Genomic DNA, 19,752 nt, shown 5'->3' with positions numbered 1-19,752 from the left:
GAACTCAGCGGTCTTCGCGCGTGCGCGAGGCCACCGTGTCCACGTCGTCCGGCTCGCGGAACGGCAGCAGGTACATGCGCCACACCGGCGGCTGCCGCGGCCCGATCCCGGTCTGCGCGACCGGGCCTTCGCTGTAGGTGCCGAACAGCCGGTCCCACCCGATCGCCGCGCAGGCGTAGTTGCTGTTGCTGTCCTCGAATACCGCCGAGTGGTGGCGCCGGTGCTGATGGCTGGCAGTGAAGAACAGGCTGAACACCGGCGTGGCCATCGCCAGGTTGGAATGGGCCAGCATCGAATTGAACAGCAGCAGCACGCCCGCGGCGCCGACCGCATCGCCCGGCGCGCCGGTCAGCGCGGCCAGCAGCACCAGCGGCAGCACCACCAGCACCAGTTCGAACGGATGGTTGGAGCCGGCGTTGAGCGCGTGCAGGTTCCGGAAGCCATGATGGAAACCGTGCCCGGTCAGGCGCCACAGCAGCGCCGAGGCGTGGATGGCGCGATGCACCCAGTAGTAGATGAGATCGGAAGCGAAGTAGAGCACCAGTGCCTGCAGCAGCCACGGCCACGACTGCGGCCACAGCACCGCGCCCACGCGCGTGCGCAGCGGTTCCAGCGCCGCCGGCAGGAACGATTCGTAGGTGGCCAGCAGCGCGGCCGAGACTGCCAGGCCGAACAGGTACACGCCCAGCAGGCGTAGCCTGGCAGCAATACCCAGCCGCCATGCGGGCAGCGCCGGCACCAGCCGCTCGAGCAGTTCCATCAGCAGCAGCATCGTCGCCAGGGTCGCCAGCAGCGCGATCCCGTCCTGGCCCAGCATCCACCACAAGGCCAGCGCGCCGGCCAGCAGCAGCGGATGCCCCGCTACGCGCAACAGACGCGCTACGCCGCCACGCAGGCGGCCAGCGGGAGTGGTGGTGTCCTGGAAGGGGGGCATCCGCAGAGGGTACGGCATGGGGCGAGGGACAGGCCCGCGCGCGCCTGCCGGGCCAGGGCAACGGCGCCATGCCACCCGGGCATGACTGACATGCCGGCACGGTCGCCCGCTAGATTCGCCGCGAACGCCGCAGGAATGCCGATGACCACGCGCAGGGACCTCTTCAAGACCATGGCCGCCGGTGCGCTGGCCGCACCGCTGGCCGCGCTTGCCGGTGGCGGCGACAAGGCCGCTCCAGCCGGACCGTGCGTACCGGCGCCGCCGCGCTGGCGCCGGGGCGTGGAAAACCAGCGTCGTGCCGACCTGGGCGACGGCACCTATCTCAATCCGATCGTGGCAGGCGACCGCCCGGACCCGACCATCCTCAAGGATGGCGACGACTACTACATGACGTTCTCCTCGTTCCGCGACGTGCCCGGGATCGTCATCTGGCACTCGACCGACCTGCTGAACTGGGCACCGCTGGGTCCGGCGCTGCGCCAGCCGCTGGGCGACGTGTGGGCGATGGACCTGTGCAGGCACGGCGATCGCTACTACATCTACCTGCCGGCCAATCCGGGCGACAAGGGCTGGCGGATCTTCGTGATCTGGACAGACGACATCCGCGGCGGCCGCTGGAGCGATCCGGTCGACCTGGGCATCGAGCACTTCATCGACCCGGGCCACGTGGTCGGCGAGGACGGCAAGCGCTACCTGTTCGTCAACGGCATCCGCAAGATCCGGCTCACCGATGATGGCCTGGCCACCGACGGCATGCTGGAGATGGCCTACGAGCCGTGGCGCTATCCGGAAGAGTGGATCACCGAGAACTTCGCGCCGGAAGGTCCCAAGCTGTTCTGGCGCGACGGCTGGCTGTACCTGGTCACCGCGGTGGGCGGCACCGCCGGGCCGGTCACCGGGCACATGGTCATCGCCGCGCGTTCGCGTTCGGTGCACGGCCCATGGGAACACTGCCCGCACAATCCGCTGGTGCGCACGCTGTCGATCGACGAGCCGTGGTGGTCGCGTGGCCACGCCACCGTGGTCGAAGGCCCGGCGGGCGATGCATGGATGGTCTACCACGGCTACGAGAACGGCTTTCGCACGCTGGGGCGGCAGGCCCTGATGGAACCAGTCGAATGGTGCGATGACGGCTGGTTCCGCGCCAAGGGAGGCGATCTTTCGCGTCCGTTGCGCAAGCCGCTGCCGTCATCCAGGCCAAGCGCGGGTACGGCTTTGTCCGACGATTTTTCCGGCGACCGGCTCGGCACGCAGTGGTGCCTGTTCCAGCCGGGCGCGGACGGCCTGGCACGGATCAGCCGCTCGGGCGGCGCACTCGCACTGTCCGGATCAGGCTCCTCGCCGGCCGACAGTGCGCCGCTGCTGTGCACGATGGTCGATCGCAGTTACGAGATCGAAGTGACCGTAGAGGTCCCCGACGGGGGCGAAGGTGGGCTGCTGCTGTTCTACAACCACAAGGCCTTCGTCGGCCTGGGCGTTACGCCCGAAGTGGTGAAGACCTTCCAGTACGCGGAGGAACATCCCTGGGCACGCGTGCCTCGCCAAGGGAGCGGCGCGGTCCGCTTGCGGCTCACGAATGGCGCGCACGTACTGACCTGGCGCTACTCGTACGACGGGGGCCGCACCTGGCGGCTGCACGGCACCCGCATGGAAGTGTCGGGCATCCACCACAACGTGTTCGGCGGCTTCCTCAGCCTGCGTGCTGGCCTGTACAGCGCAGGCCAGGCCCCGGTGCGCTTTCGCGATTTCCGCTATCGCGCGCTGCCGGACCCGACCCACCCCCGAGCAGCCGCGCCGGCAGCATCAGCAGCGCAGCCAGGAACGCGAACAGCGCGGTGAAAGTGATGCCGACCAGCCGGAACGGCAGCGACAGCAGCCAGACCAGCGGCCACAGCACCAGCGCCAGGATCGCCAGCGGCCAGCACAGCACCAGCAGCAGGCACCAGGCCAGCAGGGCGATCAGGGTTTTCATCGGCGACTCTCCGTGGATGGGTCAGGGTGAGGTGGATGGCGATGCCGCCGCGGCCTGCGCCTGCAGCCTCGCCATCATTGCGCGGGCCTGGCGCTCGGACGCGAACAGGGCCCCGTTGGGCGCGTTGCGCGCGGCCGCGCTGGCGGCCAGGTAGATGCTGCCGAACTCCACCTCCAGCGACGGCTTGCCGTAGCGGGTGCTGAAGGCCTGGAGGAGTTCGGTCTTCCGCTGCGCAGGAAACAGGATCCAGACCAGGTCCAGGCGGTAGTCCTGGAATACCAGTTCAACCGTGCGCGGCCGGTCGGCATGGACGAAGCCGGCGCAGTCGACCGGGTGGCGGCTGATGCGGGCCAGCGGCGCGGTCGGCGGCGTAAGCACCCGGATCTCCAGCGACGTGCACAGCGGTGCCGGGCGCTGTTGCGCCTGCGCCACGGAACTGCCGAAGGCGAAGGGTCCGGGCCGAGCGATGTCCACGGACGCGCCCGGCAGCAGGGACAACAGGATCGCGCAGAGTCGGAACATCGCAGGCACTCCTTCGTTCCGCATGCGGACGCCCCTCGTGGACACCCGCGGCCGCCTCCATTGGCGACAGGGCGCCACAGTGCAGGCGGCCCGTGGCAGCCACAACCGGCATGCGACGAGTCGTGCTGTCGGCCGACGAAACCGGGTGGGCGACGATGGAGCCGGTCCGCCCGGGGCAGGTGCGCGCGCCACTGCGCTGGACCACAATGGCCGCGACACCCAGGGGATGGCCGATGAACGAACGCTTCCGCGCACTCGTATACGGCACCGTGTTTACGGTGCTGCTGGGCTGGATGCTGTACATCGGCCGCGACATCCTGGTGCCGATCGTGTTCAGCGTGATGGCGGTGTACGTCATCCTCGGCGCCACGCGGCTGCTGGCCCGGATCCCGGTGATCGGACCGGCGCTGCCGGTGCAGGCGCTGTACGCACTGGCCACGCTGGTGATGCTCGCTGCGCTGGCGTTGCTGGGCTGGCTTGCGATGGACAGCGTGGACCAGCTGCTGGCGCAGGTTCCGCATTACCAGGCGCAGCTGGTGTCGATGGTGCAGCAGGGCGCGGCGCTGCTGGGCGTCGAGTCGGCTCCCAGCTGGGAAGGCATCCGCACCGCGGTGCTGGCCCAGGTCAACCTGCAAAGGCTGGCCGGCTCGACCCTGGGCTGGGTCGCCTCGATGATCGGCGGCCTGACCGTGGTCGGCCTGTACGTGGCGTTCCTGATGATCGAACGCCGCCACTTCGACGCCAAGCTCGACGCGCTCTCGCCCGGTCCGCAGCGCGGCGCCCGCGTGCGACGGATCGTCGGCGACATCAACCGCCGCATCGGCACCTACCTGGCGCTGAAGACCCTGCTGAGCATCCTGCTCGGCTTCGTAAGCTGGATCGTGCTGGCCGCGATGGGCGTGGAGCTGGCGCCGTTCTGGGCGCTGGTCATCGGCCTGCTCAACTACGTGCCCTACATCGGCTCGGTGCTGGGCGTGGCGCTGCCGGTACTGTTCGCGCTCCTGCAGTTCGGCGACCTCAAGGCCGCCCTGGTGCTGGCCGGTGCGTTGTCGGTGGTGCAGTTCCTCAACGGCAACCTGCTCGACCCTTACCTCATGGGCAGCTCGCTCAACCTCAGCCCGTTCGTGATCCTGGTCTGCCTGACCGTGTGGACCGCGCTATGGGGCGTGCCCGGCGCGTTCCTGGCCGTGCCGGTAACGGCAAGCCTGGTGATGGTGCTGGCGGAATTCCAGGGCAGTCGCCCGATCGCGGTGCTGCTGTCGAAGAAGGGCGAGGTCTGAGCGGCGCGATACCCGACCCCGTGGCGTAAGTACTTCCGCCAGCGCAACAAGGAAGGGGCCGCTTTCGCGGCCCCTTCGTCGTTACCAGATCCGCACCCGGTCTTCCGGGGCGACGTACAGCGGATCGCCTTCCTTGACGTCGAAGGCGCTGTACCAGGCGTCGATGTTCCGCAGCGGGGCGAAGGCGCGGATGTGGCCCGGCGAGTGGGTGCCGTTGACCAGCTGCTGGCGCAGGGCGTCGTCGCGCCACAGGGTGCGCCACACCTGCGCCCAGCCCAGGAACAGGCGCTGCTCGCCGCTGAAGCCGTCGATCACCGGCGCCGGCTTGCCGCCCAGCGAGCGGCGGTAGGCCTCCAGGGCGATGGTCAGGCCGCCGAGGTCGCCGATGTTCTCGCCCATCGCGGTGCGGCCATTGATGTGCATGTCCGGCAGCTGCGGGAACTTGAAGGCCTCGTACTGCGCGCCCAGCTTGGCGGCCTGCGCCTCGAACTTGGCCGCGTCCTCGGCCGTCCACCAGTCGCGCAGCACGCCGGCGCCGTCGGACTTGCGGCCCTGGTCGTCGAAGCCGTGGATGATCTCGTGGCCGATCACGCCGCCGATGCCGCCGTAGTTCACCGCCGGGTCGGCCTTGGGATCGAAGAACGGCGGCTGCAGGATCGCGGCCGGGAACACGATCTCGTTCTTGACCGAGTTGTAGTAGGCGTTGACGGTCTGCGGGGTCATGCCCCACTCGGCCTTGTCGACCTGCTTGCCCAGGCGGGCGCGGCGGTAATCCCACTCGAACTGGCGCGAACGCAGCGCATTGCCGACCACGTCGCCGTTGGCGACCTGCAGGCTGCTGTAGTCGCGCCACTTCTCAGGATGGCCGATCTTCAGGCCGAAGCCCGCCAGCTTGGCGTGGGCCTCGGCCTTGGTCGCCGGACTCATCCACTCCAAGGTGTCCAGGCGCGCGCCCATGGCCGCCTTCACGTTGGCCACCAGCGCGTCCATCTTGGCCTTGGCGTCGGCCGGGAAGTACAGCTTCACGTACTCGCGGCCGATCGCCTCGCCGAGGCTGCCTTCGACCAGGGCGACGCCGCGCTTCCAGCGCTCGCGCTGCTCGAGCTGACCGGACAGGAACTTGTCGCGGAACTCGAAATGGGCGTTGGCGAACGGGCTGGACAGCAGCGGCGCGGCCTCGTCGATGGCGTGGAAGGCCTGCCAGGCCTGCAGCGTGGCCACGTCGGCGCTGGCGAAGATCTTCGCCAGCTTCGGGATCGCGGTGCTCTGGCGCACCACCGCGCGGTCGCCGTCGCCGACGCCGGCGGCGGCGAAGTAGGTCGCCCACGGGAAGCCCGGGGCGTAGGACTCGATGCGGTCGAACGGCACCGGGTTGTAGGTCTTGTCGCGGTCGCGGCTTTCGGCGCGGGTCCAGTGCGCTTCGGCAATGCGGGTCTCCAGCGCCAGCACCGCCGCCGCGCTGCCCTTCGGGTCGTTCCAGCCGCCCAGCTCCAGCAGCTGCGCGATGTAGGCCAGGTAGCGCTCGCGCTGCGGCGCGAAGTTGTCGCGCAGGTACATCTCGCGGTCGCCCAGGCCCAGGCCGGACTGGCTCATATACAGGGTGTAGCGGTCCGGGTCGCGCTGGTCGTCGGAAACGCCCAGGCCGAACAGGGTCACGTTGAAGGTGTCGCGCGCGCCCATCAGCGCGGCCAGCGCGGCGTGGCTGTCGGCCTGGCGGATGCGCGCCAGCATCGGCTGCAGCGGCGCGGCGCCGAGCTGTTCGATCGCCGCATCGTCCATGAAGCCGCGGTAGACGGCGGCGATCTTCGCGCCATCGCCGCCGCTGGCCGGATCGCCGAGCGCATGGCCCTCCACCAGCGCGCGCACGCGCGCCTCGGAAAGGTCGCGCAGCACCCGGAACGAGCCGTAGCTGGACTGGTCGGACGGGATCGGGGTGTTCTCCGCCCAGGTGCCGTTGACGTAGCCGAAGAAGTCGGCGCCCGGCGCGGTGGCCCGATCCATGCCGGCGGTGTCGATGCCCCAGCTGCCATAGCGGGTCGCGACGGTGGTGTTGCCGCCAGCGCTGTCGCCGGCGCCCTCGTACAGCCATTGCAGCGAGCAGGCCTCGTCGGCGCAGGCGTGGGTGTCGTGGGCGCTCGCCTGGGCGGCGAAGCCAAGGGCCAGCAGGGTCGCGGCGGTCAGCAGGGTCTTCTTCAAGGGATCTCCGTGGTCGGTGGCGGTCGTGCCAGGCGGCCCCTCAGGGTAGTTGCATGCGACACCAGGCACGGGTGCCGGAAGTCGGGGGTCGGGGGCCGGAGGAGCGCGCGCGGACGCGGGCGTCGGCGCGGCGACGGGCAGCAGCCGGGTAGGGCCTGGGCTTGTGGCGGGCGGCGCCGCGCCGCCTATTCAGCCGGTTCCGGCGCGCAGAGGGAGTTGCTGTACATGCCGGAGCGGTCGAAGCAGCAGGCGCGCCGTTGGCCCTTTGCGAGCTTGTCGCAAGCCACCGCGATACGTTTGACCCGGGTCTCGGCCTTCTTGCCCGAGGTGACCCACAGGATCCAGTCGCGGCGCGCGACCGCGCTGATGTCGTCCCAGGTCGCGCGTGCTGGCGGCTGCGCGGCCAGCGCCGCTTCCAGGTCGGCCGGCACCTTCGGCTGCGGCTCCTCGGCCACGGGCGCCACCTGCACCGCGACCGTCGCCCCGGCTGCAACGCCGGCAGCCTGCGCCAGTTCCGCTTCGACCTTCATCCAGTGGCCGCCCTTGCCGTCCGGATCCAGCGTGGCCTGGAACGGCTGACCCTCCAGGGTGCCGTCGACGCTCGCCTGGCTGCGGGTGGGGAGCGCATCGCTTGCCTGCTGCGGCAGCACGAAGAACAGCCAGTCGGCGTCCGCCGGCTTTGCCGGGCGCAGCAGGCGGGCCTTGAACCTCGTGGGAGCAGTGGCCTTGGGCATGCGCGGACGATACACCGCAGCGGCGGATGGCCGGTACCGGCAGGGATTTCCTGCGGCTAGGGATTTGCGATCTTGTGGTAAGCGAAGGTCCCCGACACGCCCTGCCAGAAGAAGTAGCCGAAGATGATCGCCATCGGGACGCCGGTGACCCCTACCTGCATGGCCAGCAGGATCTTGGACGCGATGAAGTAGCAGAACATGACGACGGCGCAGGTGCGGCTCTTCCTGTAGATGCCGAACGCGAGGCCGAAGATCAGGGCGACATCGATCAGCTCCCATGCCGAGAAGCCCAGGACGTCGGTGCCCGACATGGCGACCAGCGTGGCCGCGAGCGTGATGCCGCCGGAGAAGATCGCCGCCACCCAGGCGTGCCTGATCTTCTTCAGGACTTCGTCCGGGACGTCCGCGTTCGACCCGCCGATGTGGGCCGCGGGTGCGGAGTATGGATTTTCCATTGCGATTCCCCTGTGGTGGTTGATGGCTGCCCCGGTCGGGACGCGCGGATCCGACTGGCCGGTTCCTGCTGCCGCTCCCGCACAAGTCCTGCAGATGCCGAGTCGCTACCGCGCGTGCAGCGGGTTGTCCGCGCCCTCAGTTGCACCACTGCTGCTCGCAGGGCACCCCGTCGTTGTCGCCATCCATCTTCGTCCCGGGGCAGTGGCGGATGAAGTACGTCGCCTCCGTGCAGGAGCGCATCTGCGAGCAGTGGGTGCGTCCATCGCAGGTGAAGCGCTGCGCTTCGGGCGCACGGGCCGGCGCAGGCGCGTCCGCGGCCGGCTGCGCGCGACGGGCCAGGTCGGCTACCTGCGCTTCGGGCCCGGGACTGCGTTCCTTGAACTTGCCGTAGCCGTACCAGGCGAGTGTGCCCAAGAACAGCAGGACGATGAGGTTCCTCACGGCTCGACTCCCGGCAGGGGACCGGACGAAGCACCTTCCACGAGCTCCAGGCGCTGTCCGGTTTCCTCGTCCTGCAGCACCGCCCGGTCGACCACCCACCGGCCGAAACTCTTCGTGGCCTTCATGTAGACGGTGCCTTCGCCCCTGGGTCCTTCTGCACTGAACGACAGATTGGCTTCACCGTCTGGACCGGAGGTCTGGATGCCGCCCATCGGGATGCCGGTGGAAATCGGCTGGCCCAGCAAGTCCACGGCGGCGGGGTTGGCCTCCAGCGCCTGGACGGTGAGCCGGTAGGGCTCGGAATGTTTCAGCGTGGCGAAGACCGCCGCGAAGATGCCGACCAGCAGCAACACGAACAGCAGCAGCGCGGCCAGTCCCCACCACGCCCACTTGCGCTGCGCGGCCTTGAACGCCTCGACGCTTTCCCAGCGTTTGTTGCGCCACGCCCAGGCGCTGCCGCGGGCGCCCAGCACGAACGGCATCACCATGTTGGCGAACGGCACGAACATGAGCAGCGCGATGAAGGTGTTGTTGCACACTCCCCAGATCCAGGTGAGCACGAATGCTCCCCAGTTCCAGCGATCGATCTCCGGCGGCACCACTGCGGCGTCGCCGCCCCCCGACGTGTTCTCCATGTCGCCCCTGCCGCGCTCGACGCGGAACCGTTCCCCTCCCCAGGGGATGTGCGCTGGATACTCCGGCTGCAAGGGACCAGCGTCAATGGACGCCCGGGGCTGCAGCAGGGGTGCGGGTGCGGGAGCCGGAGCCGAAGCGAGGGCAACTGCGCCAGCTCCGCGAATGGTCCGCTTTTTTAACCGTTCATGAGGTTCGCCGCGATTTCGCCCATGATTTGACCGGGGCCTGTGGACACCGCGTGGCCACGTGGGCAGATTTTTCGGAAAGCAGGGGGCGCCGGACAGGTATGGAAGTGGAACCGGGAAGGGTCGGTGATGCCGCGACGACACGGACCGTGGGTGCCGACCTGCTGGCCCTGGGCGCGCTCGTCACCGGGATGGAATGCGTGCTGGCCGCCGAGGTCACCCCCTCGGCATGGCGCGCGGTGGCGGTGCACGGCCAGTGCAGGCTGGGGGTCCGGGCAGGCAGCGCGCTGGACCCGGCACTGACGTTCTGCAACGAGGTGCGTGCCCGCGGCGAGCCGGTGTACTTCGGCAACGCCGGGCTGGAAGCGCGTTTCCGCGACAGCCCGCTGGTGCGCGAACACGGCATCCACAGCCATGTCGCGGTGCCGTTGCGAACCCGCGACGGCCGCCTGTTCGGCACGCTGTGCGCGTTCGATGCGCAACCGCGCCCGGTCAGCGCCGCGATGGTCGAGGGCATGCAGCGCCTGGCCCGCCTGTTCGGCGCGCTGCTCGACGACACCAGCGACCGCCTCTCCGCCAGCGTCGAACTGACCGACAGCGCGTTGCGACTCACCCAGTCCCGACTGGCGCTTGCGGAATCCAGGCAGGAACTGTTCGACGCGCAGGCCGTGGCCAAGCTGCGCGAGGAGTTCATCGCGGTACTGGCCCATGACCTGCGAAATCCCCTGCAGGCCATCCGCATGGCCACCGAGATGTTCGGGATGGCCGCGCTCCCGGCGGCACAGGAGCGCCTGGTCTCGCACCTTCATCGCAGCGCCGAGCGGATGAGCGAGCTGATCGAAACGACCATGGATTTCGCGCGCGGACGCCTGGCCGGGGGCATCGCCCTGGACGTGCGGCCCTGCGCCACGCTGCAGGCGCACCTGGCGGGAGTGGTCGATGAAGTCCGGCAGGGCCATCCGGGACGGCGGGTGCTGGCCGTGCTGGACATCGACCACGCGGTGGAGTGCGACGAGTCGCGGCTGGGACAGATGCTCAGCAACCTGCTGATCAACGCGCTGGTGCATGGCAGCACCGAAACCACGATCCAGGTGATGGCGGTGACCACCGACACGACGCTGCGGATCAGCGTGGCCAACCGCGGCGTCATCCCGGTCGACGAGGTCGGACGCATCTTCGAACCGTTCGAGCGGCCCGCCGACCGTCGGCTGGCACCTGGGCTCGGCCTGGGCCTGTACATCGCCTCGCAGATCGCCGTGGCCCACGGCGGGGAGCTGCGCGTGTTTTCCTCCGAAGCGGCGGACACGCTGTTCGAGTTCTCCTTGCCGCTGAAGGCCGGCGCGCACTGAGCGACGCAACGGTGGCGGTGCGATCACCTGCCTGCCGGACGCGCTGACACGGGTCGCGATACCGGCGTGCACGAGCCGGCATGGGGAACACGATCGCCTACGTGGAACCCGAGGCGCCTCGCAGCCGCGCGGCCAATCCCGACACGCGGCTGGCGTGCCGGGCCAGCGCCGCTTCCAGGATCGGGCCGCTGGCTGCCAGATGCAGTTCGCGGCGGGCGCGGGTAAGGCCCGTGTAGACCAGTTCGCGCGAGAGCACGCGGCTGTCGTTGCCCGGCAGCTGCAGCCAGACCTCGTCGAACTCCGAGCCCTGCGCCTTGTGCACGGTCATGGCGAAGGCGCTTTCGTGCGCGGGCAGGGTCGCCGGATGGAACGCGCGCGGCTCGTCGGCGCTTTCGCCGGGGAACCACGCCATCAGCTGGCCGGCGGCGTCGCGCAGGCAGATGCCGGTGTCGCCGTTGAACAGGCGGTGGCGGTAGCTGTTCTCGGTGACGAGCAGCAGGCGTCCGTGGAAGAAGGCGGCGTCGCCGCGCGCGGGATGGGCATTGCCGCGCGCCGGCGCGGCGGCGAGGCGACCCGTGAGCAGCGCTTCGATCCGCGTGTTGAGACTGCGCGCGCCCTGTGGACCGTCGCGCACGGCGGTGAGCATGCGCAGCTCGCCGGCCCGGGCCAGTGCGGTGGCCGGATCGGGTGCGTTGGCCAGTGCGCCCCAGTGCGCGAGCAGGCGTTCGCGCTGGGGGGCTTCGGCGAGTGGATCGGCCAGCGTGGGGTGGTAGTGCACGCCGTCGAGCTGCCCGGCGCGCAGCAGGCGCAGCGCTTCGCCGGTGTCGCCTTCGCGCACGGCCGCGGCCAGCGGCGCCAGGTCGAGCGCGGCGGACTGGCGCCAGCCGCGCAACAGGTGCACGTGACGGGCGGGGAAGGCGCTGCGCGCGTCGCCGGCATCGATGGCCGATGCATCGATGCCGCCCAGCAGCGGGTGCAGCGCGGTCGCGTCTTCGGCCGCAAGGCGCAGGCCATCGCCGGCGGCGGCGAGGATGCCGCTGAGCACGTCGCCGGCTTCCACCGACGGCAGCTGGTCGGGATCGCCGAGCAGGACCAGGCGCGCGCCGTCCGGCACCGCTTCGACCAGCTTGGCCATCAGCGGCAGGTCGATCATCGAGGCTTCGTCGACCACCACCAGGTCCACTTCCAGCGGGTTGCCGGCGTGGTGGCGGAACTCGGGTGCGTCCGGGCGCGTGCCGAGCAGGCGGTGCAGGGTGGATCCGGTGGTGGCCAGCGGCGCCAGCAGTTCCGTCTCGATGCCGTCGGCGGCGAGCAGCTGCGCGGCCTTGCGCAGGCTTTCGGCCATGCGTTCGGCGGCGCGGCCGGTGGGCGCGGCCAGGGCGATGCACGGCGCGGCCTGCCCCGCAGCGGCGGCGCGCGCGGCCAGCAGGACCAGCAGGCGCGCGATGGTGGTGGTCTTGCCGGTACCCGGTCCGCCGGTGACCAGCAGCAGGCGCTGGCGCAGGGCCACGGCGGCGGCGCGGGCCTGGCGGTCGTCGCCGCCGCCGGCGTGCGGGAACAGGCGCGTGAACAGCGGTGCGAGCGCGGCCAGAGCGACATCGTCGCTGGAGTCGGCGCCGCCGAGCCGCTTCAGGCCGGCGGCCAGGCGGCGTTCGTACTCGCGGTAGCGGCGCAGGTAGAGCAGGCCGTGTTCCAGCACCAGCGGTGCGTCGGCGGCGGTTTCCGCATCGCCCGCCTGCGGCGTGGCGACCCAGGGCGAAGCTTCGAGCACGCGCTGCCATTCGACCGGCGCTGGCCAGTCGATCGCGGCATCGACCAGGTCGTGCGGACGCGAAAGACGGAACCCGGCATGGCCGGCGGAGACCGCCAGCGAGGCCAACGCCGCGGCGGTGGCGACTTCGTCGGGTGTATCCGGATCGAGCCGGCGCAGGCTCAGGCCCAGCGCATGGTCGACGGTACGCAGTTGGCCGCGCAGGGCGTCGAGCAGGCTCATGCCGCCGCTCCCTGCGCCAGGCCGGCGAACAGCGCGTCGACCGCGTGCACCAGTTCGGGATCGAAGCGCCAGGCCTGCACGCCGGGCGACACACCGGACGAGCAGGCGCGGCTGGCGTCGAGCCCGCGGCAGAACAGGTAGCGCACGCCGCCGAAGTCGCGCGCGTAGTCGTAGGCCGCGCCAAGGCGGAAGCGCAGCCAGCGGTGCAGTGCGACGGTGTAGACCAGCGCCTGCAGCGGGTACTCGCTGTGCTCCATGGCTTCGGCCATGGCCGGCGCGTTGTAGGCCGGCAGGCGGTTGGACTTGTAGTCGAGCACGTACCAGCGGCCGTCGTGGAGATAGGTCAGGTCGATCAGGCCGGTCATCAGGCCCTCGAGCTGGCGGCGGCCGCCGAAACCCTGGCGCGTGCGCAGCAGGCCATGCGCGTGCAGCAGGGCGAGCAGGCGGTCGACGCGCGTGGGTGCAAGCGCGAACTGGAACTCGATTTCGGGGCGGCGCTGCGCTCCGGGCAGCTCGGCCAGGCGTACGCCTTCGGGCAGGGCGACGGTGAGCGTCTGCCCGGCCAGCGTCGTGAGCACGTCGATGCCGGCTTCGACTTCGTCGGCGGCGTAGCCGCCGCGGCGCAGGGCTTCGACGACGCGTTCGTGCTCGCCGGCCGGTGCGGGATCGCCGGCACGCCAGTCGCGCCAGGCGGTGAAATCGGCGTGCTCGAACACTTCATGCAGGACCACGCCGAAACGCGCGCCGGCGAAGCGCGGGTCGAAGCCGTCGTCCGCGTTCGCCAGGGCGGCGGCGTCCTCAGCCGCGGCAGGCTCGTCGCGGCCGCCAGCGGCCGGCTGGGTGGCGGCGCTGGAAGGATCGTGGCCGGTGTCGGCATTGGCCAGCTGGGTGAAGCTGTAGACCCACCAGTCGCTGGCCAGCGAACGGGTCGGGCGACGCGCGGGCGGCACTTCGCCTTCGGCCTGCGGCGGCAGCCAGGGCAGCGACGCCGGCGCCTGCTTCGGATCGACGGCAATACTGCCGGGTGCGCGCGCGGCGAGCGCGGCGGGGTCCTGCACCATCGACCACAACGGCGACTGGGCGTGGTTGTAGAACGCGCCGGTGGCCAGCCACAGCGCGTCGCGGGCGCGGGTCAGGCCTACGTAGAGCAGGCGTGCGTCCTCGGCGCGCTGCGCACGCTTCCACGCCTCGGCCGCGTCCGCCCAACCGCTGGTCGCGGCCTGCAGCTTCCAGTGCAGCACCCGGCCATCGCCTCCATGCACCACCACGCGGCGGCCGGGTTCCGGCGACTTGCCGCCGATGCCCACGAAAGGCAGGAACACCAGCGGGTACTCCAGTCCCTTGCTCTTGTGCAGGGTCACCACCTGCACGCGGCGCGCATCCGATTCCAGGCGCAGGAGCTGCGCATCGTCGTCGGCGCTGGCGACGGCAATCGCCTGCTCCAGCCAGTCGACCAGGCCGTGCAGGCCCGGCGCGGCGCGCAGCGCTTCCTGCAGCTGCTCGGCCAGCTGCAGGTAGTTGGTCAGGCGACGCTCGCCATCGAGCAGGCCGAGCAGGCGGGTGGCGTGCTGCGCGCAAAGATCGCTGACCAGGGCCAGCGGGCCGCCGCGGTCCAGGCGCTCGCGCCAGCCGAGAGCGGCGTCCTGCCACTGGCGCAACGCCGGGCGGTCGCCCTCCAGCGTGGCCAGGCGTTGCGCGTCCTCACCGACCAGCACCGTGGCCAGCGCCGCACGCAGGCGTTGTTCGTCGCCGCCATGCAGCAGCGCTTCCAGCAGCACATGCAGTTCGTGCGCCTCGGCGGTGGCGAACAGGCTCTGCCTGCCGGCGGCCACCGCGGGGATGCCGACCCGGGCCAGGGCCTCGCGGATCATCGTGGCCTCGCTGTGCTTGCGCACCAGCACGGCGATGTCGCCCGGCTGCACCGGCCGGCCGTCGATCGCGGCGCGACCGGCGCGGGCGTCGGTGAGCACGGCGTAGATCGCGGCCACGCAGGCGCTGGTGGCGAGTTCGCGCGAACGGCCGGCGCTGTGCGCCTTCTGCTCCGGTGGCGGCGCCTGCCACAGCACCAGCGCCGGTGCGGGCGTGCCGTCGCGCAGGTAGTCGGCATCGGCGCGCTTGCCGCCGGGCTGCACCGCGTGGAATTCGATGCGCGGGTCGACGAAGGGCGGGCCCAGCTTGTCGTCGTTGCCGGCCGCGACGTCGGCCTGCGCATACAGCGCCTCGATCGCGCCGAGTACGGCGGGACGGGAGCGGAAGTTGTGCGACAGCGGCGGCGCCTGTTCGGCGGTGGCGCGCGCGGCCAGGTAGGTTTCCACGTCGCCGCCGCGGAAGCCGTAGATGGCCTGCTTGGGATCGCCGATCACGAACAGCGCCGGGTCGTCGTTGCCGGCGCCGAACACGCGGTCGAAGATCCTCCACTGGCGCGGGTCGGTGTCCTGGAACTCGTCGACCAGGGCGATGGCGTACTGCGCGCGCAACTGCCGCGCGAGCTCGTCGGCGTGCGTGCCGTCCAGCGCATCGGCGACCCGATCGATCAGGTCGTCGTAGGTCTGCACCCGCAACTGCTGCTTCTGCGCGGCCAGGCGGCGTCGCGCGTCCTCGCGGATGCGATGAAGCAGCGTGGTGCGGCGCGCCTCCTGGTAGTCGCCCATCGCCGCCAGTGCGGCGGCGTAATCCTCCACGGCGCCGCACAGCGGCGAGTCGGGCGTGCGCCCGGCGAACTTGCCGTTGGTGCGCGCCTGCAGGGTCTGCCGGTGCAGCTGCGGCAGCTTGGCATGCTCGAATGGCCGCCGTGGATCGCCGGCCGCGCACCAGCGGCGCAGCGCGGCGAACAGGTCTTCGATCCACTCGACCTTGTAGCTGCCGCCATGCAGGACCTTGCCGTCCACCGCCGCCAGCAGCGATTCGCGGAAGCCGTCCCCATGGGTGCGCGCCGATTCCACCAGCGCTGCGGCGGCGGCGTGCAGTGCCGGCATCGGGTCGGGCAGGGGAGCAGGCAGTGGCGGCTGCAGCACCGCTTCGCGGACCAGCAATGGCAGGTCCTGCGCCAGCGCCTCGTGACCCTGCGGCCACAATGCGGCGAGGTCCTCGACGCTGTCGTCGTCGCGGGTATGCGCGCGCCACAGGTCGGCGGCGATGGCCTCGCGCAGGGCGAGGTCGTTGGCCAGCAGTTCCGGGGCGTGGAAGCCCTGGCCGCTTTCCAGCGCGTGCTCGCGCAGCACCCGTGCGCAGAAGCCATGGATGGTGAACACGGCGGCCTGGTCGATGCCGTCGGCGGCGGCGCTCAGGCGGCGCTGCACGGCCTCGCGCGGTTCGCCGCTCGCCTCCACGTGCGCTTCGATCAGCGCGGCGGTGAGCGAGGCCTCGGGACTGGCGCCGTCGTACGGCGTGCCGGCGGCGATGTCGGCGGCCAGCAGCAGGCGCCGGCGTACGCGGGCACGCAGTTCCTGGGTGGCCGCCTCGGTGAAGGTGACGGCGAGGATGCGTTCGACCGGCAGCGTGCGTTCCAGCACCAGCCGCACCACCAGGGTGGCCAGGGTGAAGGTCTTGCCGGTGCCGGCCGAGGCTTCGATCGCGCGCACGCCGGACAGCGGCAACGCGAGGTAGGCGTCCTGCGCGCTCACGCGGCGTCCTCCGCGTCCCAGGCATCGGCCAGGCCGCTGAGAGCTTCCGGATCCACGCCTGCGTAGACCTTGCCTTCGACCACCGCGGCGAACACCGCCATCGTCGTGTCGGCGAACTGCAACAGCATGGCGTCATCGGCGAACGGATCGCGCCCGCGCAGGGCGAGCCGCAGCGCCGGGTCCTCGCCTTCGGCGAAGCCCTGGCCGTTGCCGCGCCACTTCGCGCTGGCCTGCTTCACTCCGAAATCGAAGCGCTCGCTGTAGCGGTACAGCTCCCAGCTGCTGTACGGGGCGAAGGGCAGCGGTTCGCGCAGGCCCTGCGCGCGCAGCTGCAGCAGCCGGCCCAGCACCTGCCTGGCCACCGCGGGCGACAGCGGCTCGCGGAGGTGCGGGCCGGGCCCATGGTCTTTCGTCTCGTGGAACTCCACCAGCGGCAGCGCCATGCCGGCGGCGGAGGCCAGCAGCCAGTCCAGGCCGTGGCGGATCGCCGAGGGCCCGTTGCGTTCGCCGAAGCGCAGGCGGGCCAGGCCGTGCGACCAGGCGTTCTCGATCCGGCCGTGCAGGCGCACGCCTTCGACCTCCATCTCAGGCAGCGCGAGCGACTGCGGCTGCGCCGCGCCGCGCCAGTCGAGGAAGGCTTCCGCGTACGGCGCCAGCTCGCCGCGCATCGCGGCCAGCACGCGTCGACCCGATGCGCCCGACGGCAGCAGGCCCCGGGCGCGCAGCAGCGCGTGGGTGGTGGCGGCGTCCTCGTCGCGCAGCAGCGCTTCGAACACGGCCTGCTGCAGGCGCGCCTTCTCCAGGCCGCCGCCGGGACCGGACAACGGTTCGATATCCTCGCCCGCGGCTTCGACCTCCGGCAGCTGCAGGCCCATGCGCCGCACCAGCGCGCGCGCCGGGTGCAACAGGAAACGTCGCAGTTCGTCGACCTGCAGCGACGCGTCGGCATCTTCCATCGTGGCCGGCAACGCTTCGCCGGCGAACCAGGGCGGCAGCGCGGTGCGCCGGGTCGCCGGTTGCGCCGCGGCGGCGCGCCAGGCTTCGCGATAGGAGAAGCGGCGCGGCTCGTCGCCGGCACCGAACGCGGCCGGCGAGAACGGCTGCAGCGGGTGGTGCACGACCAGGTCGCGCGCCGCGGCTTCCGGATCGGCGTGGTGGGCCCTGGCCACGTCGATCAGCTCGGACACCAGCACCGACGGCTCACGCTCGCTGCCGTCGCGCGGATCCTTGCCGATCCAGCTGACGTAGAACACGTCCTGCGCGGCGACCATCAGCTGCAGGAACAGGAAGCGGTCGTCGTCGCGGGTGGAACGGTCGCCTGCCCTGCGATCGGCGGTGCCCAGTTCGGCGGTGAGGCGGTTGAGGCCGGCGGCCGGATCGCGGCGCGGGAACTCGCCATCGTTCATGCCCAGCACGCAGATCGCGCGGAACGGCAGCAGGCGCATCGGCACCATGCGACCGATGCTGACGCCGCCGGTGAGCAGCGGCGCGCGGGTATCGGCTTCGGCCAGCGCGTCGGCGAAGTGCGCGCGCACCGCTTCGGCCGGCACCGGCGCGTCGTAGCCGGCGCGACCGGCGGTGGCGGCGAAGGCGTCGACCAGGCTGCGCAGGCGGTCCAGCGCGCGCTGCGTGGCCGGGCTCGATGGCGAGCGCGGCAGCAACGCGTCGAGCAGGCGAAGCAGGCGCTCGCGCCATTGCGACGGGGGCATGGCTTCGCCGAGCACGCGCGCATGCAAGGCGAGCACGCGCAGCAGCCGCACCAGGGTATCCAGCGCATCCAGCGCGCCGCCTTCGAGCAGTGGCAATGGCGCCAGCACCTGGCCGCCGGGCAGCACGATCGGCTGCTCGCTGCCGGTGGCGTGGCCGAGCAGCAACCGGTCCAGGGCGAAGGCCCAGGTATAGGCCTCGTCCGCCGGCGCCTCCAGCCGTGCGCGATGGCCGGCATCGATGCCCCAGCGCGCGCCGGCCGTTTCCAGCCAGGATTGCAGCCGTTCCAGCGCCGGTGCGTCCAGGCCGTTGGCCTCGGCCAGCGCCGGCGTGGAAAGCAGGTCGAGTACTTCATGCAGGCCGAAGCGCGAGACCGGCAGCGCCAGCAGGCGCAGGAACAGTTCCGCCAGCGGCTCGTTGGCCAGCGGGCTGGCGTCGGCCAGCGCGTAGGGAATGGCGTCGTCCTGGCCGCGACGGCCGAACACCGCGTCCAGGTACGGCAGGTACGGATCGATGTCCGGCGCCAGCACCGCGACCTCGCGCGGCTGCAGCGGCGGATCGAAGCGCGGGTCGTCGAACAGGCCGCGCAGCTGGTCGTGCAGCACCTGCAGTTCGCGCAGTCGGGTGTGGCAGGCGTGCAGCTGCAGGCTGGGATCCTTGCGGTCGATCCCGGCGCGCGCCGGTCCGCCCGGCATCGCACGGCGATGGAACAGGTCCGACTGCAGGCGACGCAGCAGGCTGCCGTGCAGCGCGCCGCCACCTTCGCCCGGATCGACGTGCACGGCGAAGTCGGCCGAGGCGTGCACCACCTCGTAGTCGCCGACCATGCGCATGAAGTCGACGCCCGCCGCGCCCCAGCGCTGCAACAGCGGGTGCTCGGCGGTGTCGTCGCGCGGTTCGCCGCGACGCAGGCGCTGCAGGTCGCCCCAGTAATCGGCCACCGGCGAGGGCACGAAGCAGTGCAGGCTGCCGACCCGCGCCTGGGTGGCGATCACCCGCAGCACGTCCGGCGAGACATTGAGCGTGGCGAACGCCGACAGCCGCGGCGGCAGTCCGGCCGGCAGCGGGCCGCCGGCCGTGCCGAAGCGTTCGAGGTACTGCTGGATGCGCCGGGCGCGGTGCGCGCGGCCGCTGGCGACGCGGCGCCAGAGGATGGCCTGCGGGTCGCCGGGGTCGGCCCCGGCTTCCCAGCGCAGCAGCCAGTCACGGCGCCAGGCCTGGTATTTCTCGAACACGCCGGCCAGTTCGCCGGCCAGCGACCAGGCGCGCAGCGGATCGCCGCCACCGACGTGCGCGGCGATGCCGGCGAGCGCCGGATCCGCCAGCAGTGCCGGGTCGGTCAGCGCCGCATACAGGTGCCAGTGCAGGCTGGCCGCATCGAGTTCGTCGCGGGGCTCGTCACGCACCGCCGCCTCGCCCGGCGGCGGATTGGCCGCCAGCGCGCGGCCGACGAATTCGCCGGGGGTGAGGAATTCGAGGTTCGCGGCCACGCCGTGCGCAGCGGCGAGGGTGGCCTGCAGCCAGCGGCGCATCGCCACCTGCGGGATCAGCACGACCTCCGGCGCCAGCAGCGACTGCCCGGGCGCCGGTTCGTGCAGCACTTCGGCCAGGATGCCGGCCAGCACGTCCAATGCATTGGAGTGGTAGAGGCGGAAGTCGGTGGCCGGGCCGGTCATCGCCCCATCTTGCCGCAGCGACATCGCAGCAGGCGAGACGCGCCGCGC

Annotated in this window: 13 protein-coding genes and 1 pseudogene; 3 read left to right on the top strand and 11 right to left on the bottom strand. The window is 71.4% G+C overall.

Annotated elements, in window-relative coordinates; all coding sequences use genetic code 11:
- Positions 1-4 precede the first annotated feature (4 nt).
- The gene (locus MNQ95_RS06915) at positions 5-934 is read right to left on the bottom strand and encodes a sterol desaturase family protein (RefSeq protein WP_241954207.1); all 930 of its coding nucleotides are present in this window, start codon (positions 932-934) and stop codon (positions 5-7) included.
- 135 nt (positions 935-1,069) lie between these two features.
- Here MNQ95_RS06915 and MNQ95_RS06910 point away from each other — a divergent pair, with 135 nt between their 5' ends.
- On the top strand, positions 1,070-2,773 hold the full coding sequence (locus MNQ95_RS06910; RefSeq protein ID WP_241954206.1) for a family 43 glycosylhydrolase: 1,704 nt from the start codon (positions 1,070-1,072) through the stop codon (positions 2,771-2,773).
- Here the strand turns inward: MNQ95_RS06910 and MNQ95_RS06905 are convergent.
- Together MNQ95_RS06905 and MNQ95_RS06900 are read right to left on the bottom strand one after the other, a co-directional pair.
- Positions 2,709-2,906 (bottom strand): annotated as a pseudogene (locus MNQ95_RS06905) (hypothetical protein); the annotation flags it as partial. The gene MNQ95_RS06910 and the pseudogene MNQ95_RS06905 overlap by 65 nt on opposite strands.
- A 21-nt stretch (positions 2,907-2,927) precedes the next feature.
- Positions 2,928-3,428 (bottom strand): hypothetical protein, encoded by a 501-nt coding sequence (locus MNQ95_RS06900; protein WP_162410286.1) that lies wholly within the window; start codon positions 3,426-3,428, stop codon positions 2,928-2,930.
- A 233-nt stretch (positions 3,429-3,661) separates the two neighbouring features.
- Between MNQ95_RS06900 and MNQ95_RS06895 the strand changes: the two genes are divergently transcribed.
- On the top strand, positions 3,662-4,708 hold the full coding sequence (locus MNQ95_RS06895) for an AI-2E family transporter (protein WP_241954205.1): 1,047 nt from the start codon (positions 3,662-3,664) through the stop codon (positions 4,706-4,708).
- A gap of 81 nt (positions 4,709-4,789) precedes the next feature.
- Here MNQ95_RS06895 and MNQ95_RS06890 read toward each other — a convergent pair whose 3' ends face one another.
- From MNQ95_RS06890 to MNQ95_RS06870, 5 genes are all read right to left on the bottom strand, one after another.
- Positions 4,790-6,904 (bottom strand): M13 family metallopeptidase, encoded by a 2,115-nt coding sequence (locus MNQ95_RS06890; protein ID WP_162410284.1) that lies wholly within the window; start codon positions 6,902-6,904, stop codon positions 4,790-4,792.
- A gap of 185 nt (positions 6,905-7,089) precedes the next feature.
- Positions 7,090-7,638 (bottom strand): YdeI/OmpD-associated family protein, encoded by a 549-nt coding sequence (locus MNQ95_RS06885; protein ID WP_162410283.1) that lies wholly within the window; start codon positions 7,636-7,638, stop codon positions 7,090-7,092.
- A 56-nt stretch (positions 7,639-7,694) separates the two neighbouring features.
- Positions 7,695-8,093 (bottom strand): hypothetical protein, encoded by a 399-nt coding sequence (locus MNQ95_RS06880; RefSeq protein ID WP_162410282.1) that lies wholly within the window; start codon positions 8,091-8,093, stop codon positions 7,695-7,697.
- 136 nt (positions 8,094-8,229) lie between these two features.
- Positions 8,230-8,535, bottom strand: a complete 306-nt coding sequence (locus MNQ95_RS06875; protein WP_238390338.1) for an excalibur calcium-binding domain-containing protein — start codon at positions 8,533-8,535, stop codon at positions 8,230-8,232.
- Positions 8,532-9,170, bottom strand: coding sequence for a cytochrome c oxidase assembly factor Coa1 family protein (locus tag MNQ95_RS06870; RefSeq protein WP_241954204.1), 639 nt, complete (start codon positions 9,168-9,170; stop codon positions 8,532-8,534). Before MNQ95_RS06870 ends, MNQ95_RS06875 begins: the two co-directional genes overlap by 4 nt.
- Positions 9,171-9,505: 335 nt before the next feature.
- Between MNQ95_RS06870 and MNQ95_RS06865 the strand changes: the two genes are divergently transcribed.
- A complete protein-coding gene (locus tag MNQ95_RS06865; RefSeq protein WP_241954203.1) occupies positions 9,506-10,705 on the top strand; it encodes a GAF domain-containing sensor histidine kinase in 1,200 nt (399 codons plus the stop codon).
- A gap of 97 nt (positions 10,706-10,802) precedes the next feature.
- On the opposite strand, the gene recD is transcribed toward MNQ95_RS06865, so the two are convergent.
- The 3 genes from recD to recC are packed head-to-tail and all read right to left on the bottom strand — an operon-like array spanning position 10,803 to position 19,728.
- The gene (recD, locus tag MNQ95_RS06860; protein WP_162410279.1) at positions 10,803-12,698 is read right to left on the bottom strand and encodes an exodeoxyribonuclease V subunit alpha; all 1,896 of its coding nucleotides are present in this window, start codon (positions 12,696-12,698) and stop codon (positions 10,803-10,805) included.
- The gene (locus MNQ95_RS06855) at positions 12,695-16,321 is read right to left on the bottom strand and encodes a UvrD-helicase domain-containing protein (protein ID WP_241954202.1); all 3,627 of its coding nucleotides are present in this window, start codon (positions 16,319-16,321) and stop codon (positions 12,695-12,697) included. Before MNQ95_RS06855 ends, recD begins: the two co-directional genes overlap by 4 nt.
- Entirely contained in the window at positions 16,318-19,728 is a 3,411-nt protein-coding gene (gene recC / locus MNQ95_RS06850) for an exodeoxyribonuclease V subunit gamma (protein WP_241954201.1), read from the bottom strand. Before recC ends, MNQ95_RS06855 begins: the two co-directional genes overlap by 4 nt.
- Positions 19,729-19,752: the final 24 nt, after the last annotated feature.

The organism is Pseudoxanthomonas daejeonensis (assembly GCF_022637495.1).
GTDB classification, from domain to species: Bacteria; Pseudomonadota; Gammaproteobacteria; order Xanthomonadales; family Xanthomonadaceae; genus Pseudoxanthomonas; species Pseudoxanthomonas daejeonensis.
Note: the sequence above shows the minus strand (reverse complement) of the source record. Positions and strands in the feature narration are given on the sequence as shown.

Excerpts from the sequence above, each read along its gene's own strand:
- MNQ95_RS06915 (WP_241954207.1), bottom strand. The coding sequence starts at position 934 with ATGCCCCCCTTCCAGGACACCACCACTCCCGCTGGCCGCCTGCGTGGC.
- MNQ95_RS06910 (WP_241954206.1), top strand. The coding sequence starts at position 1,070 with ATGCCGATGACCACGCGCAGGGACCTCTTCAAGACCATGGCCGCCGGT.
- MNQ95_RS06900 (WP_162410286.1), bottom strand. The coding sequence starts at position 3,428 with ATGTTCCGACTCTGCGCGATCCTGTTGTCCCTGCTGCCGGGCGCGTCC.
- MNQ95_RS06895 (WP_241954205.1), top strand. The coding sequence starts at position 3,662 with ATGAACGAACGCTTCCGCGCACTCGTATACGGCACCGTGTTTACGGTG.
- MNQ95_RS06885 (WP_162410283.1), bottom strand. The coding sequence starts at position 7,638 with ATGCCCAAGGCCACTGCTCCCACGAGGTTCAAGGCCCGCCTGCTGCGC.
- MNQ95_RS06880 (WP_162410282.1), bottom strand. The coding sequence starts at position 8,093 with ATGGAAAATCCATACTCCGCACCCGCGGCCCACATCGGCGGGTCGAAC.
- MNQ95_RS06870 (WP_241954204.1), bottom strand. The coding sequence starts at position 9,170 with ATGGAGAACACGTCGGGGGGCGGCGACGCCGCAGTGGTGCCGCCGGAG.
- recD (WP_162410279.1), bottom strand. The coding sequence starts at position 12,698 with ATGAGCCTGCTCGACGCCCTGCGCGGCCAACTGCGTACCGTCGACCAT.
- recC (WP_241954201.1), bottom strand. The coding sequence starts at position 19,728 with ATGTCGCTGCGGCAAGATGGGGCGATGACCGGCCCGGCCACCGACTTC.